Source organism: Legionella wadsworthii DSM 21896 = ATCC 33877 (genome assembly GCF_000701265.1).
Classification (GTDB): Bacteria; Pseudomonadota; Gammaproteobacteria; order Legionellales; family Legionellaceae; genus Legionella; species Legionella wadsworthii.
Genome location: NZ_KL370760.1, coordinates 469,088 through 484,144, shown reverse-complemented (window position 1 = coordinate 484,144; position 15,057 = coordinate 469,088). Strand labels below are relative to the sequence as shown.

Sequence of the window (15,057 nt, the reverse complement as noted above, 5' to 3'; positions counted from 1 at the left end):
TTATGATAAATCCATAGGATCAACATCCACATTCCATCGCACACCACTCCCTAATTTATTTCCTGCCAACCACTCACGCAATTGAGTTAAACTGGTTTTTAGAATTTTTCTGGATGAAGATTTAATTAGCAATTGCATGCGGTATTGATTGGCCTTACGAGGCATTGGGGCAGGTGCAGGCCCCATGACTGTAATGGGATAATTTTTAATGTGATCTTTAGCTAAATGTAAAAATTTCAAAACATGCCCGGCTATTTTTCCCTGGGCTCTAAGGATGGCCAGGTAATGATAAGGCGGTAGTTGGGCTTGTTGTCGTGAAGCCAATAAAGCATTTGCAAAAGGTTCATATCCCTGTTGGATTAATAAATTCAGAAGGGGGTGATTTGGCAAATGAGTTTGAATAATAATTTGGCCTTCATGTTCTGCTCGGCCTGCCCTTCCTGAAACCTGCAATAATAATTGTCCTAAATGCTCCATAGCACGAAAATCTTGATTATAAAATCCAGCATCCGCATCCAAAATCACGACTAATGAAAGTCGAGGGAAATGGTGGCCTTTGGCTAACATTTGAGTTCCAACGATAAGTTGCGCTTCACCCCGATGTATTTTATTTAAATGTTCATCCAAAGAATTTTTTTTGCGTACTGCATCTCTGTCAATTCGCACCACTTCTGTTTTGGGAAAATATTCACTTAAAAACTCATGTACACGTTGGGTACCGGCACCCACTGGAATTAATTCAATGCTGTGGCATTTACGACAATACTGTGGCGTGTTTTGGGTTAATCCACAGTGATGGCAGATCATTTTTCCCAATTGCTTATGTAGTGTTAAATGACTGTCGCAATTCCGGCAATCCACCATCCAACCACATTGGTGACATAAAAGAACAGGAGAAAAGCCGCGGCGATTAATAAATACCAAGACCTGATTTTGCCTTTGTAAATGCTCATTAATTATTTGTAAGGTCCGCACTGCCAAACCTTCTTGAAGACTTTGACTACGCAAATCGATGAGCTGGTAATGTAACGGAGTTTTTGACAGCGCTCTTTGAGTTAAGTGCAATACAGTGTATTTCTTTTGTAGCACGTTGTGCATACTTTCCAGGCTTGGTGTGGCTGAACCTAAAATAATAGGGATGTCTTTAAAATGCGCCCGCATTAATGCCGTGTCCCGGGCAGAATAGCGGACGCCATCCATCTGCTTCAAGGAAGGGTCATGTTCTTCATCAATGATGATGAGCCCTAAATCCGGCATCGGAGTAAAAATAGCAGCACGAGTTCCTATGACTATTTTCATTTTACTTTCTTTTGCCAATTGCCAAGCAATCTGTCGTTCTGTTTCATTTAACCCGGAATGAATGACGCCTACAGGTTGTTCAAAACGTGCAGTAAAGCGGGACACCAATTGCGGTGTTAAACCTATTTCTGGGACAAGAATTAAAACTTGTTTCTCTTGTGCTAATACCTTTGTAATCACCTGCAAATAAACTTCGGTTTTGCCACTTCCTGTAATCCCTTGCAATAAAAAACAATGATAGTGGTCTAACTTTTCTGTAATTGCCTTGACCGATGCAGTTTGTTCGGTATTTAAGGTTAATGGATGTGACTGAGCTTTAACTTCTTTTTGGGGCAGTATGATTTCTTGGGATAAAGAAATGATGTATTGATCAAGTAAGCTATTGAGTTGCTTTTGGCTAAATCCTTTTTCTATTAAAAGACGTTTGTGAACTGGTTGATGCTGCGTACTCAGAAATTCTGCCAACTCGAATTGTTTCTTTGCACGAGCCGGGATTAATTGTTTTGCCTCCTCTAAAGTCATAGCCATTTGATAGAAATCGCCCGTAGGTAGCTGACAAGGTTCACCCAATCGATATTTTTTAGGTATGGCTAATGGCAATACCTCTGATAAAGGAGATTGATAATAATTGGCAATCCATGAGCATAAGGTCAATATTTCTTTATCCAGTAGAGGTTCTGCATCTACAAGGGAGCAGATGGTTTTTAATGAGGATTTTGGCTGTGAGGAAGCTTCTTTTCCGATAACCAATCCTAAACGAATTTGCTTACGAAAGGGGATCCAAACCCGGGATCCTATAAGCGGATTAACATTTTCGGCTGTATAATCAAAAAAGTCTCTATGGGTATGTGGTATACAAATCTGGAAGATCATCTCATTTTGCTCGCTCTCGCTGCCAGGTAAAAGAGAGTCCTCCAAAAAATGAGTTGGCTTATTTTTATTCATTCTCTCTTTGCCATTGATGGCTGGCTGATTGTCCTGGAGCAGAAAATACTTTAACTATAATCTTTTCAATACGATGCCTGTCTAATTCTTCCTTGTCCTTGATTAACTCTTGAACAAACCAACGCGACAGTTCTTCTACGGTAATATTTGAAACCGGTAATAAAGTCACATCCTCTTTAAGGAAAGGAATTTTTTTGTGGTTAAATGTAAAATAATAATACTCATCATCCTCAGCATATTCCAAGAAGGGAGAAAATTGAGGCATAAGAAATGTTTGATTTAAATAGCGGCATAGTTTGTGCGTACGCTCTTTATAATAGCGGTAATCGAAAGTCATTCCATTTTCTTCAACCCAAGTTGTGAGCGCCAAGTAAACCCCATACATATGGCCGTGTAATGGTTCTCTTTCTGTTGCTGAGAAAATTGTTGTATGACCCGCAGAGAACTTCATGGATTCTTTTTGTAGTTCTACGGTTGTAAGGTATTTTTTTTTGTTCATAAACTCACTCGTTTATCATTTAATGCAAACCCGATTAAAGGCATATCCACATCTTTACTTAAGGCAATCACTTTAAAAAGCTCCCCCATTTCGCTGGGATGGGTAAGCTGTTTTATTGCTTGTTTTGCCCGTATTTGTTCTAATTCACCATCCATAGAATTAAGTAAGCTTAGCAAACCGTTAGCCAGCAAAAAAGAGGCTTGGTTAGTATAACCTGCAACATGAAACCCGGCTTGCTGTCCTGCTTCCGCTACATGGGTAAAATCTACATGGGCGGTAATGTCTTGCTCTCCAGGGTGCAATAAAGGATTGGGATGGCTTTGGTGTTGGTAATGACACATTAATGTCCCTTGATTTCTGTCTGGATGGTAATACTCGTGACGCGGAAATCCATAATCAATTAAAAATACAACGCCTTTTTCCAGCATCTGGAAGATATTAGAAATCCAACCATCAATAAAAAGGTTTACTTCGGAAAGATAGGTTTTTTTTTGCAGTGCTAGCCGGTGCTCAATATAATCTAATAATCGCTTATTGTGGCAAGGTTTGAACAGTTCAATAAGCTGCTGCTGTTCATTGTAGTTCACATAGCTTTCCAAAATGCCTTTTTCGGTATTCATAAATCGATGTACCGGCATCGCATCTAAAACTTCATTTGCCAATACCACCCCATTAAAAGGAGTCTCGGGTAATTGGTCAAGCCAGGATACTAGATGTGCCAGATGAGGAATTCTTTGGTTTATCGATTCCCGCTGACGATGTTGTAAATTGCCGCTCACTTCCAGAATATAATATGCCTCAGGTAAAGTGCCAATCTCTTCGAGATGTTCTAAAATAGAAATGCAAAGCGCTCCTGAACCTGCACCAAATTCAAATAATACTGGATTTTCAAGCGCCCTTAATACTTGTTGACACTGGTTCGCCAGAGATTTTCCATATAAAGGGGTCAGTTCAGGTGCAGTAATAAAATCCCCGTGCTTGCCAAATTTTTGTAACCCAGAAGTGTAATACCCTTCACCAGGCGCGTATAAAGCCAGCTGCATGAACTCGACAAAAGGTATTGCCTCATGCTCATTTAATAATGTATTTAAAGTGTGTAATATACTCATATTTAGTCATTGTAATCGTATGTAGGTGAAACATAGCAAGTTCATTGAGACTTTCTTCCCATGTTTTTTTTCAGCGAGATCTATGAGATTTTGCACTAATTCAAGTACCGCAGGCAAGCTGCGGACGAGTTTGGAAGGCTTCCATGAATGCAAATAAAGTAAGGCTTCGCTTCACCCCTGTAAACAACAATAGAGAACCATACATTGAATCCGACAAACAAACAAGAAGCGAAAATTGCTTTAGTGACTGGAGGCGCACGACGGATCGGTGCTGCAATTGTAAAAAAATTGCATGCCAACGGATATAAAGTAATCATCCATTGCCATCAATCCTTACCAGAAGCGCATACTCTTGCAGCAGGCTTAAACGAGAAAAAACAAAACAGCGCTTTTGTATTACAAAGAGAATTATCAGAGGCATGCGCTGCTACTGAGATAATGGAAACGGTACTCAATTGGACTGGCCGACTGGATCTCCTCATTAACAACGCTTCTGTTTTTATTCGTACTGAATTTACAGAATTTGCTGATGCAGATTGGAATGCCCTTTTTGACATCCACGTGAAAGTCCCTTTTTTACTTAGTCTTGCAGCACGGCCTTTATTGGCGAAACAAAAAGGGGCAATTATTAATATTACGGACACGCACTCAGATAAACCATTAAAAGGTTATTCAGCTTATTGCCAAAGCAAGGCCGCGCTAGAAATGCAAACAAAATCTCTAGCACGTGAATTTGCACCTGAAATTAGAGTGAATGCCGTAGCTCCAGGCGCTATAGCCTGGCCAGAAAACACCAATACATTATCTCCTGAGGTCCAACAAAAAATCATTGCAAAAACTCCTTTAAAAAAGCATGGTAATGCAGAATACATTGCCCAAGCGATTTTAGCTTTAGCTGAAAATCCATTTATCACAGGGCAAATTCTGAAAGTTGACGGTGGGAGAAGTTTGAATGGCTAGAGTGATTTATGCTCATTCGCAATCCATTGATTATTTATCTTAACTATTGAATAATAGCTAAGATTTAACAAGGATGGATTAAAATTCATGAAGAAAACTGCCACTTTTTTAGTAAGTATATTCAGTATTGGAATCTCTCAAGCTGGCACCATGGGTCCTGTATGTACTCCCGACTATGTGACTGTTTCATGTCCCTGCAGGGGTTGGGATTTCGGCATAAGTGCCTTGTATTTACAACCTAATACGAACTCACCACTGCTTAATCCTATTTTGCATGAAACCCACAGCGATACTGAGAGCTCCCATACAATTCGTTCCTCTTGGGATTGGGGATTTTTACTTGAAGGAAGCTATCATTTTAATACCGGGAATGACTTAAATTTAAATTGGATGCATTTTGAAAGTAATCCTAGCGAACATTTCGCGATTTTTTTCCCGGATGCACCAGCATTCCCAACAACACTTTATTCTGATTTTAAATTCGATACAAAAATAGATGTAGTCAATTTAGAATTTGCCCAAACAACCCATTTTGGTAAAAAAACGGATGTACGTTTACATGGCGGGGGGCAGTATACGAATGCCAGAATCCGACGTGCGGAATTCGAATCAGAACAATTCCCGCCTGATCCTACAATAAGCCTTTTCCAACAATCCCTTATTAAAACGAAATATGAGGGTGCTGGTCCTCGGGTCGGAGTCGATATGACCCATCATGTTAAATATGGATTTAATCTATTTGCTCAAAGCGCCATGAGCCTTTTACTAGGTCAGGGCAAAGCGAAATTAGCCGGGGAAAACATCAGTGGTCCCAATGTGTTTACTTTTGATGCACTCCGAAAAAAAACGTATATGGTTCCTGAATTAGAATCTAGATTAGGTGCTGGCTATCAATGGGCAGGCGGCATGGGTGAGTTTAGTATCATGGCAGGCTGGATGTGGCAGCATTATCTACATATTTTTTCATTACCTCCAGGAACCACAAGCATCCAGGGCACCAATTTTACACAAAGTGATTTAATGCTAGATGGTCCCTTTATTAAAGGCAAATGGATTTCGGGATGTTAAATTCAGGATGTTCGATGTTCCATGAAATACAGAATTCCCTTAGTTAATATAAAAAATGGTTATAAATCCGTGGGAATTCTGTTTTTCCTCATACTCGCTGCATCATTTGTATTTAGGGGAACAGGGGATTATTCGGTTCTACTGATAAGTTATGGTGCGCTTATTACCGCGGTAGCTTCTTCTATTCATTTTTTTCGTAAGACTGAATTCATCCGTTTTTCTTTATTAACTCTTCTGCTTTTTTTTTGGTTGGGATGGATTGCTCTCCTTCCTGCCCTGGGTCTGGTTTCTAATACCGCATTTTTTGGCATTTTTCAGTGTTCAGGATGGATATTTTGTTTTATTTTATTCACCAGTCATCAATCAAAATGGTTATGGAATCACTTTATTAAATTACTTTGGATATTCAGCTTATTTTGTAGCGGTTATGCCCTGATCCAGCTCTTCCTTCGAAATGCAATGCCTACAGGATTTTTTGCAAGTAAAAACACTGCCGCCGCTTTTTTTATGGTGATTGACCTGCTCCTAATTGGTGAATATCTTAAATTAATTTGCCCGGAATTAAATAAATTAACCCTGTCTAACTCATCCAAATTGGTGCAAAAAGCCTTACTTTTGGTGAGCGTCTACATCATTACTCTAGCTTTATTGACCGCATTGAGCCGAGGAGTTCTTCTATGTTTTACAGCATTCTGCGCCTTTGAAATATTTTTATGTCGCAATAAAATCCAATTCAAAAATATCTGTCCACTGTTGGCGTCTTTACTTTTTTCCTTGGCTACATTGCTTCTCTTTGCACAACCTGCCATTGCACACCGCCTCGAATTACTTGCTCATGAAAAATCTCGTCTTATCCTTTGGCAAGGCGCTTGGCATTTATGGCAAATCACGCCCTGGTATGGATTAGGTATTTTTAATTTTAAACACTATTATCCAGCTTTTAGTATGCCGGGTGATGGGTCTAATCTCGAGTATGCGCATAATGATTTTTTACAATTATTCATCGAAACGGGAATTCCTGGTAGTGCTGTTTTAATGGGAATTTTAGTGACCGTAATTGCTTATGCCATTCGTTATTTAAAGCATCCCAGCCAAAACCCTGTTCTCCATATTCAATGCGTTGCCTGTTTTAGCGCATTAGCTGCATTAACAACTCATAGCTTTATCGATTTTAACTTTTATGTCCTTCCCATGAATTTGCTCATAGGTTGCTGCTTGGGATATTTTCATTATTGTTTAATGCAAGAAGGAATTATTCGAATTTATTCTCTTTCGGGTAATAATTTCCGGGTTTTACGTGTCGCAACAGCCGTATTTATCCTATTCATTAGCTTTTATTTTATTCGTTTGATACTTTTTGAAAATTCCATTCGCCAGACCCAAGCAGCAATTCAAGCAAAACAGTTCAATAATGCGATAATAAAGGGTGAACAAGCACTTCATTTATTTTCCTTTGTTGAAATCCTAAGTCTTAAAATCGATGCTTACTTGCAATTGATTCAGCAGACTCAATCCCCCGAGGATAGGCGAATTTTGATCAGCAAAACAGAAAATTCCTTGAAAAGAGCCATGGAAATGAATCCTTATTTTGCGCGTACTTATTTTCAAATGGCTTTACTACAAAGTGCCGTGTTGAATCATGAAGGGAAAGCAAAATTATATTTCATAAAATCATTAAAAAATAACCCTCACTTTTGCTTGGCCCGCCTTACTTTTGCTCGATTTTTAATTGAACAAAAAGATTTGCATTCCGCCCAGGAGATTTTGGAAGCTGGCCTGCACTATCCCATTCCACCAGAATACATTGAAATTTACTTAAACTATTTAGCTAAACTTCGTTTTGAGAATGGGGATGTAAATGGGGCAGAAAAAGCAGTGAATCGTTTGTCTCATCTAAGAATGTATCAGCAAGATTATAGTGATTTGATTTAGCTTGATTTTAAGTATTGTGGCATTGCATCTAGGAACCGATAAATTTCATCTAAAGAGTTGAACGTATAAAATTGATTCAATAAAGAGGCATTCAGTAATTTTCCGAAATAATATCGAATTAAAGATTTACTTTGTAACACCGCTTTCATCTCGTTCTCCAGTTTAGCTAATTGTTGTAAATGTCCCCTAAAAATCATTGCCTGTTCTTTAAAATCTATGGATTGCTTTTGTTGCTCTAACAATTCTTTATAAAGCCAGGGTTTACCTGTTCCTGCACGTGAGATCATGAATGCATCACAACCGCTGAGTTCTATCGCTCTTTGCAAGCTGGCCAAATCATGAATGTCGCCATTTGCTATGACAGGAATCGAAGTCATTTTTTTAATATGGGCAATTTGTTCAAAGTCAGAAGCAATATCATAATCATCAACCCAGCGCCGTCCGTGGATTATCAGGGCATCTGCTCCTGCTTCCTCAATTTTTTTTGCCAACAACAGGTCGTTGTCATTCCCTTGAATACGAATTTTAATGGTTAAAGGGATAGCTATGGCCGCACGTACTTCTTCAATAATTCGGACTAATTGTTCTGGCTTTTCCAGTAAAGCGCTTCCCGCTCCTTTCTTTCTAATTTTGGATTTGGGACACCCACAATTAATATCGATGATGTCTGCACCATGAACCTGTAGCTTTTGTGCCGCTTTCGCCAATATCTTGGATTCTGTCCCTGAAATTTGATAGGAAAGGAGATGTTCTTTCGGAGAGCGATATACATAGCGAGAGTTCAAAGAATGTTTTTCAAGAATATCTTTAGCAGAACTCATTTCGGTAACACAATAAGCAGGGGATCGATAATGATTAAATAAGACTCTAAAAGGGGCACAACTATATCCTGCCAGGGGACCTTGTATCAGCCTGTTGGGTAATGTTAAAGAACCAATTTTAAAAGAACTGTTAATAAAAGCGTGCATCAATCAAATTCAGGGATATAATGAGTGCCAATATTAACATACTTGAACTGAAATCGAATCAACAGGAAAACTCCTTTATGGACAAACGTTATTTATCTCCTTTGGAAATGCTCCATATCGCTACACAGCATGCTTATGCAGCTGATTATTTATTACAGCAAATCAGCAATTGGTCCTATAGGCAAACTGATCCGCTCAATGTTTTAACCCCAGTTACTTCGCTAATGTATCAAGCTTTTCAACTGACCTTGAAAGCGTATAGCTTACATGATCATCGTCCAATAAAAGAATATAAGAACCTTGTGGAGCTGGTCGAATTAAATAGCCATTTGGGCTTCTCTCAACAAGAAATCGTTTTATTGAAAACTTTATCAAAACAACAAGTTTTCCTTAAGGGAGCTGATTATGATCTGTGGGAGAACCCGCAGCAGATTCATGTTTTTTGTGAAGAGATCCTCACACTTTATCAAAAACTGCAAACCATGATGCCACTTGAACTTCATCCTGATTATCTACAATAACAAGGATTCTCTTTTAAACCCCACGGATATTTGATTTGAAACCCCAAAATTGAGATAAGCTGTTATCATAATCCGCATTATTTTGGGGAATTTCAGTTTTTTATGGACGTTTAGTTCCAGTGGTTGGTTCAGTCATCCGAGTATGGCAGTCCTGAATTAATGGATCCTGATTTTCTTCAAACATTTCATAAACCTTGTTTAAATTAGCATAAATTCCATTTCTTTTGAGCGATTGACTCACAGATAATCCTTTGGTTGTTTGTGTTTTAAATGAATCAATTTCATCTAATTGATCTAAAAGACGTTCTTGTTGTTCTAATTGCTGTTTGTAAACATCATTTTTCTTTTCCCAATCTTCTTGTAAGTGTTTGTACTTTGTTTCTGCTTGAATGACACGCGCCTCTAAAGCAGCCTGTTTTTTAATTAGCGTATCTATTTTGTCTTGGAGTTCTTTATGCTGCTTTTCACCCTCTGTCTGCAGCGATAAAAGTTCTGCAATGGTATTCTGTAATATTTCTATCAATTCTTGGGATCGATCAATTTTTGACTGCAATTCTATTTCTAATTGTGTTCTCATTTCCTAAATCTCCTAAATCCACAACTACTACTTTTCAACAAAAAAAGGGTTATATATTATAGATTTTTAAAATGAAACACTAACGAATTTAAGAACAACGCCTTGATGGTCAATTATTAAGCAAATAATCATTGCAAATACTTGGCAGCGAGTGCAATTCACGTTAGGATAAGTTTCTTATTAAACTCAGTTTAATGTTATCTAGATAAAGGTAGAAACTATGGAGCAGATAGAAGACAATAAAACTGTAAACCCAGTGCAACAACAAATCCTACAGTTAAGTCATCGCTTAAATTCCCAAATTTTAGGTCAAAGTGGATTAATTTCCCGTTTGCTCATTGCCCTACTTGCTGATGGTCATTTACTTGTTGAAGGAGCACCAGGGTTAGCAAAAACGAGAGCTGTTAAAGAGTTATCGGATGGGGTTGAGGGTAGTTTTCACCGTATTCAGTTCACTCCCGATTTATTACCCGGAGATTTAACAGGTACGGATGTATATCACCCACAAAATGGAACCTTTGTGTTTCAACCTGGTCCAATATTCCATCACTTACTTTTAGCAGATGAAATCAACCGTGCTCCAGCAAAAGTACAGTCTGCGTTATTAGAAGCCATGGCAGAGAGACAGGTCACAATCGGAGGGAAAACTTATCCTTTACCTGAATTATTTCTAGTCATGGCAACCCAAAACCCAATTGAGCAGGAAGGCACTTACCCCTTACCTGAAGCACAATTAGACCGTTTTTTAATGTATGTAAAGATTAGTTATCCGGATGCACAGGTAGAACATGATATTCTGGCGTTATCTCGTAAAGAAGCTTTAGGCGCAGCTATGGCTAGTCAAACTCATTCATCACCAAAATTATCCCAAAAGACATTATTTGAAGCCAGAAAGCAAGTGCTGAATGTGCATACAAGTGAGGCATTGGAAAAATACTTGGTTCAATTAGTGGTAGCAACACGAAATCCAGGCATGTACAGTGAGGAATTAAGCCGTTGGTTGCGTTTTGGTGCCAGCCCCCGGGCAACAATTGCCCTAGATCGTTGTTCCAAAGCCCATGCCTGGCTTCGGGGAAGAGATTATGTCACACCAGATGATATTCATGTGATTGCTCATGATGTATTACGTCACCGAATTCTACTAAGCTTTGAAGCAGAGGCAGAAGGCATAAATAGTGATGATTTTATAGACACTTTATTGCGCTTGGTTGCTGTTCCATAGCCTAGCGGAGCGAGTAACGCAGGATGAATAGTTATTCTTTCTAGATTATGGCTTTATCTGCACACAAACGATACCTAATCAGTTTTGAATAAGATGAGGGTGTAAGAGGTTTTTATGACTAATGGCGTTATTGCAGAATTAAATGAACTCATTGATTTAAGACGTTATGTACAATCCGTTCATTATCGACCTGAAGGCAGAGCAATACGATCAGGAAATCATTTATCTAAATTACGTGGTCGAGGGATGGATTTTGCCGAGGTAAGAAATTATCAGCCAGGTGATGAAATTCGCCATATGGAATGGCGGATTACTGCACGTACCGGTAAACCTCATGTAAAAATTTATCAAGAAGAACGGGAACGACCTGTAGTGCTCCTTACTGATTTTAACCCATCAATGATTTTTGGAACTCGCATTGCGTTTAAATCTGTAATTGCTGCACGATTAGCAGCACTTCTTGCTTGGACTGTCGTTAAGGAGGGAGACAGAGTAGGCGGAGTTTTCTTTTCTGCCACAGAGCACAGTGAATTTATTCCCCGCGGTCGAGATATAGGCGTCCTGCCCCTCCTGTCTTCTTTAAGCCAATACACAGCGCAAACTGAAAAGCAACGTGAAGCGCAACCTAGATTGTTCAGCGATGCGTTAGTGCGCTTACGTCGCGTAGTGAAGCCTGGAAGCATTCTGGTTTTAATCAGTGATTTCTATTCAATGGATGGTGAATGCGAAAAGCATTTAAAAAGATTACGCTACCATAATGACATTTTAGCTTATCATATTTGTGATCGAGTCGAACTTGCTCCGCCAAAACCGCAACAATATGCGATGACGAATGGACAGCAAGAAATTATACTCGATACCGGTTTGCGTACCGTAAACAAAGCTTATGAACACTATTGCCAAAAACGTATTGCTGATCTACAAGATCAATTACGGCGTTTGCATATCCAATATATTCAAGTGACGTCCGATATGGATTTAACACCTTTAGTGCGTCAAACATTTCCCCGGAGGTCTCGTGGCTAGCCCTGATCCTTTAGCACAATTAAGAGACATTCATCTACCGGAACCCATTGGCTGGTGGCCATTGGCTATTGGGTGGTACATTTTGATAGCTTTGGGTTTACTTTCAGCAATTATCATAGCCCATTGGTTGTATAAAAAGCATCGGCATGCTCTTCCAAAAAAACAAGCTTTACGTTTGTTAAATAACTATATAAAACAATATGAGCAAGAGCGGAATGGAACCCAAACTAGCGCACGTATTTCCGAATTATTACGCCGGGTGGCTCTTGTTTATTTTCCCAGGGAACGTGTTGCAAGTTTACATGGGGAGGAGTGGCTTAAATTTTTAGATGAAACTGGGAAAGAAATCGATTTTAATCGAGTTAGAGATTTATTACTCAATGCACCTTTCAAAACCAATGCCCAATTGGATCTGGATTTAAGCCCTCTTTTTAGTAGAGCAAAACTTTGGATTAAACAAAGGAGAACCCCATGTTCGAATTAGCTAATCCTTGGGTTTTACTCCTTAGCCCTTTACCTGTTCTTTTCTGGTATCTCATGCCTCGCGCAAAAATACAATTGCCGGCTGCATTAAAAGTACCTTTCTTTGCTGCCATGATGGACATAGCAGACCAGGAAAAACGTTCCGTTTCAGCCCAATATTCATTATTGATCCCAACACTGATTTGGCTATTAATCGTTTTTGCTCTCGCTGGACCCCGCTGGATTGGGGCCCCGAAACCTGTTGAGCGTGAAGGTTTTAATATTATGATGGCATTGGATTTGTCAGGCAGCATGGAAATCCCAGACATGCTCCTGCATGGGCGACCCGTAAGTCGTTTAAGTGTAGTAAAAAATGCTGCAGAGCAGTTTGTACGTGATCGTTCCGGTGACAAAATTGGTTTAATTCTTTTTGGGACTCGTGCTTACTTGCAAACGCCATTAACCTATGATCGGCATAATATTCTCCTTCGGCTTGAAGATGCTACTGCTGGACTTGCAGGTAAAACAACCTCCATTGGAGATGCGGTTGGTTTGGCTGTAAAAAGATTGGAACACGTCCCTCAAAAGGGAAGAATTCTTATCTTATTGACAGACGGTGCAAATAATTCCGGCATACTCGCTCCTTTGAAAGCAGCCGAACTAGCTAAAGATGAAAAAATTAAGATCTATACCATAGGATTAGGATCGGATGCCGAATCAAGGCCATTTTTCGATGGTTTTGCCATGCAAAATGCTTCAGCAGATTTGGATGAAGAAACATTAAGAAAAATGGCAGATATGACCGCAGGCCAATATTTCCGTGCGACAGATACTGAAACCTTACATTCAATTTATGAAAAAATTAATCAACTGGAAACTATCAATCAGGAGAAAGCGACCGTTCGTCCTCAAAAGGAATATTATCCCTGGTTTGTTGGATTTGCATTAACGGTTTGCTTTTCATGGTTAATTAAAAAATCAAAATTGAATGTATACTCCTCAGTTCCTAATCGGGAGGCTTTGAAATCATGATTTCTGATTTTCATTTTTTAAGACCATGGTGGCTGCTACTGATTTTACCGTTACTGGGATTCATTCTCATTTTGTGGCGACAAAACCCCAAATTACAGGCATGGACTGAAATTTGTGACCCCCATTTATTGAATCATCTCATACAAAAGAAGAGCCAAGGTCAACGCACAAGCTCCATGCTTTGTCTGTTTCTAAGTATGTTATTCATGATTCTTAGCATTGCAGGACCTGCGTGGCTTAAATTGCCTGTCGCCACCTATAAACCCATAGAACCTCGAGTTTTGGTTTTAGATATGTCGGACAATATGATGGTTAAAGATTTAACTCCCAATAGGCTTGGCCGCGCTAAATTCAAGTTACATGATTTATTTGCCCACAAGGATGTCGGCCAATTTGGACTCATTGTTTTTACCAGCGAACCCTTTGTTGTCTCCCCTCTCACCGATGATGGGCATACGATTTCATCCCTACTCTCATCTCTGACTCCAGATATTATGCCTGTAAGCGGACAAAATCTTGAAAGTGCCTTAAAAGAGGCAAGAAAATTATTCAAACAGGCGGGTTATCAACAAGGGCAGATTTTAGTGTTAACGGCAGATAGTCCTTCCACTGAATCAATCGCCACGGCCAAGAAACTGGCTGCATCAGGCATTTACTCATCCATTATGCCGATAAAAGCAGATAAGGATCTTAACCCCCTGTTTCATCGATTCGCAGATGCGGGGGGCGGACAACTCGTTAAATATACCTCCGACTCCAGTGATTTGGAGCAATGGCTTAATTCCAGCAATAATAATGATTTCTTATTGAATAAAGAGGAAGATATTTCACTTTGGCGAGACGAAGGAAGATGGTTTTTAATTCCTACTTTATTGTTTCTATTGCCTGTATTTCGTCGTGGTTGGATGCAGAGGGCCTTGGTATGAAGCAATTTTTCAATAGAATGCCAAAAATATTTCTTTTGCTGTGGCTATTTTCAGCATCAAGTCATGCGGTGGATTGGAACGATTTATGGTCCACTCCGGATCAACAAGGACGTGACTATATGGCTAAGAACCAATTTAAACAAGCAAAGGAAAAATTTACTCGTAATGATTGGGCAGCTGCAGCAGCTTATCGAGCAGGCGATTATCAAAGGGCTGCCGAATTGTATCACGATTTAAAAAACGAACAGGGATATTATAACCAAGGCAATGCCCTAGCCCATATGGGACAATATGAAGAAGCAATCAAAGCATATGATAAAGCCTTGGCAATTAATTCTGGAAACCAAGATGCTGCTTTTAATCGGAAGTTAATACAAGATCTTTTAAATAAAGAGAAAGAAAAAGAACAGAATCAAAATCAGCAAAACAAAGATAAGCAAAGCAAAGATAAGCAAAACAAAGAACAACAAAACAAAGAGCAGCAAAACAAAGAGCAACAAAACAAAGAGCA

General features: G+C 39.3%; 15 protein-coding genes. 10 read left to right on the top strand and 5 right to left on the bottom strand.

All coding sequences use genetic code 11. The features are described 5' to 3' along the window. The 3 genes from BU07_RS0113835 to BU07_RS0113825 form a co-directional block, all read right to left on the bottom strand. Positions 1-2,172 carry a primosomal protein N' gene (locus tag BU07_RS0113835; RefSeq protein WP_031566991.1) on the bottom strand — a complete coding sequence of 724 codons (2,172 nt, stop codon included), beginning with the start codon at positions 2,170-2,172 and terminating at the stop codon, positions 1-3. 64 nt (positions 2,173-2,236) lie between these two features. Then, entirely contained in the window at positions 2,237-2,743 is a 507-nt protein-coding gene (locus tag BU07_RS0113830; RefSeq protein ID WP_031566989.1) for a 6-pyruvoyl trahydropterin synthase family protein, read from the bottom strand. Continuing rightward, positions 2,740-3,852, bottom strand: a complete 1,113-nt coding sequence (locus BU07_RS0113825; protein WP_031566988.1) for a class I SAM-dependent methyltransferase — start codon at positions 3,850-3,852, stop codon at positions 2,740-2,742. The genes BU07_RS0113830 and BU07_RS0113825 overlap by 4 nt, the downstream gene beginning before the upstream one ends. 204 nt (positions 3,853-4,056) lie before the next feature. On the opposite strand from BU07_RS0113825, the gene BU07_RS0113820 reads away from it, so the two are divergent. The 3 genes from BU07_RS0113820 (at position 4,057) to BU07_RS0113810 (ending at position 7,812) form a co-directional block, all read left to right on the top strand. After that, positions 4,057-4,812 (top strand): pteridine reductase, encoded by a 756-nt coding sequence (locus BU07_RS0113820; protein WP_031566986.1) that lies wholly within the window; start codon positions 4,057-4,059, stop codon positions 4,810-4,812. Positions 4,813-4,899: 87 nt separating this feature from the next. Then, positions 4,900-5,880, top strand: a complete 981-nt coding sequence (locus BU07_RS0113815) for an Lpg1974 family pore-forming outer membrane protein (RefSeq protein ID WP_031566984.1) — start codon at positions 4,900-4,902, stop codon at positions 5,878-5,880. A gap of 21 nt (positions 5,881-5,901) precedes the next feature. Next, positions 5,902-7,812, top strand: a complete 1,911-nt coding sequence (locus BU07_RS0113810; RefSeq protein WP_242601888.1) for an O-antigen ligase family protein — start codon at positions 5,902-5,904, stop codon at positions 7,810-7,812. On the opposite strand, the gene BU07_RS0113805 is transcribed toward BU07_RS0113810, so the two are convergent. Beyond that, positions 7,809-8,780, bottom strand: a complete 972-nt coding sequence (locus BU07_RS0113805; protein ID WP_031566981.1) for a tRNA dihydrouridine synthase — start codon at positions 8,778-8,780, stop codon at positions 7,809-7,811. The genes BU07_RS0113810 and BU07_RS0113805 overlap by 4 nt on opposite strands. A gap of 77 nt (positions 8,781-8,857) precedes the next feature. Here BU07_RS0113805 and BU07_RS0113800 point away from each other — a divergent pair, with 77 nt between their 5' ends. Beyond that, positions 8,858-9,301 carry a hypothetical protein gene (locus BU07_RS0113800; RefSeq protein WP_031566979.1) on the top strand — a complete coding sequence of 148 codons (444 nt, stop codon included), beginning with the start codon at positions 8,858-8,860 and terminating at the stop codon, positions 9,299-9,301. A gap of 100 nt (positions 9,302-9,401) precedes the next feature. Here BU07_RS0113800 and BU07_RS0113795 read toward each other — a convergent pair whose 3' ends face one another. After that, positions 9,402-9,878 (bottom strand): hypothetical protein, encoded by a 477-nt coding sequence (locus BU07_RS0113795; RefSeq protein ID WP_031566977.1) that lies wholly within the window; start codon positions 9,876-9,878, stop codon positions 9,402-9,404. A gap of 220 nt (positions 9,879-10,098) precedes the next feature. On the opposite strand from BU07_RS0113795, the gene BU07_RS0113790 reads away from it, so the two are divergent. The 6 genes from BU07_RS0113790 to BU07_RS17760 all read left to right on the top strand — a co-directional run. Next, positions 10,099-11,100, top strand: a complete 1,002-nt coding sequence (locus tag BU07_RS0113790) for an AAA family ATPase (RefSeq protein WP_031566975.1) — start codon at positions 10,099-10,101, stop codon at positions 11,098-11,100. Positions 11,101-11,214: 114 nt separating this feature from the next. Further along, the gene (locus tag BU07_RS0113785; RefSeq protein ID WP_031566974.1) at positions 11,215-12,126 is read left to right on the top strand and encodes a DUF58 domain-containing protein; all 912 of its coding nucleotides are present in this window, start codon (positions 11,215-11,217) and stop codon (positions 12,124-12,126) included. Further along, positions 12,119-12,610 carry a DUF4381 domain-containing protein gene (locus BU07_RS0113780; protein WP_031566972.1) on the top strand — a complete coding sequence of 164 codons (492 nt, stop codon included), beginning with the start codon at positions 12,119-12,121 and terminating at the stop codon, positions 12,608-12,610. Before BU07_RS0113785 ends, BU07_RS0113780 begins: the two co-directional genes overlap by 8 nt. Continuing rightward, positions 12,598-13,620, top strand: coding sequence for a VWA domain-containing protein (locus BU07_RS0113775; RefSeq protein WP_031566970.1), 1,023 nt, complete (start codon positions 12,598-12,600; stop codon positions 13,618-13,620). Before BU07_RS0113780 ends, BU07_RS0113775 begins: the two co-directional genes overlap by 13 nt. Beyond that, positions 13,617-14,546 (top strand): vWA domain-containing protein, encoded by a 930-nt coding sequence (locus tag BU07_RS0113770; RefSeq protein WP_031566968.1) that lies wholly within the window; start codon positions 13,617-13,619, stop codon positions 14,544-14,546. Before BU07_RS0113775 ends, BU07_RS0113770 begins: the two co-directional genes overlap by 4 nt. Beyond that, positions 14,543-15,057: tetratricopeptide repeat protein (locus BU07_RS17760; protein ID WP_428829205.1), on the top strand; the 515-nt coding region annotated here is incomplete at its 3' end. The genes BU07_RS0113770 and BU07_RS17760, both read left to right, overlap by 4 nt.

Coding starts and splice junctions, on each gene's coding strand:
- BU07_RS0113835 (WP_031566991.1), bottom strand. CDS start 2,172: ATGATCTTCCAGATTTGTATACCACATACCCATAGAGACTTTTTTGAT.
- BU07_RS0113830 (WP_031566989.1), bottom strand. CDS start 2,743: ATGAACAAAAAAAAATACCTTACAACCGTAGAACTACAAAAAGAATCC.
- BU07_RS0113825 (WP_031566988.1), bottom strand. CDS start 3,852: ATGAGTATATTACACACTTTAAATACATTATTAAATGAGCATGAGGCA.
- BU07_RS0113815 (WP_031566984.1), top strand. CDS start 4,900: ATGAAGAAAACTGCCACTTTTTTAGTAAGTATATTCAGTATTGGAATC.
- BU07_RS0113810 (WP_242601888.1), top strand. CDS start 5,902: ATGAAATACAGAATTCCCTTAGTTAATATAAAAAATGGTTATAAATCC.
- BU07_RS0113805 (WP_031566981.1), bottom strand. CDS start 8,780: ATGCACGCTTTTATTAACAGTTCTTTTAAAATTGGTTCTTTAACATTA.
- BU07_RS0113800 (WP_031566979.1), top strand. CDS start 8,858: ATGGACAAACGTTATTTATCTCCTTTGGAAATGCTCCATATCGCTACA.
- BU07_RS0113795 (WP_031566977.1), bottom strand. CDS start 9,878: ATGAGAACACAATTAGAAATAGAATTGCAGTCAAAAATTGATCGATCC.
- BU07_RS0113790 (WP_031566975.1), top strand. CDS start 10,099: ATGGAGCAGATAGAAGACAATAAAACTGTAAACCCAGTGCAACAACAA.
- BU07_RS0113785 (WP_031566974.1), top strand. CDS start 11,215: ATGACTAATGGCGTTATTGCAGAATTAAATGAACTCATTGATTTAAGA.
- BU07_RS0113775 (WP_031566970.1), top strand. CDS start 12,598: ATGTTCGAATTAGCTAATCCTTGGGTTTTACTCCTTAGCCCTTTACCT.
- BU07_RS0113770 (WP_031566968.1), top strand. CDS start 13,617: ATGATTTCTGATTTTCATTTTTTAAGACCATGGTGGCTGCTACTGATT.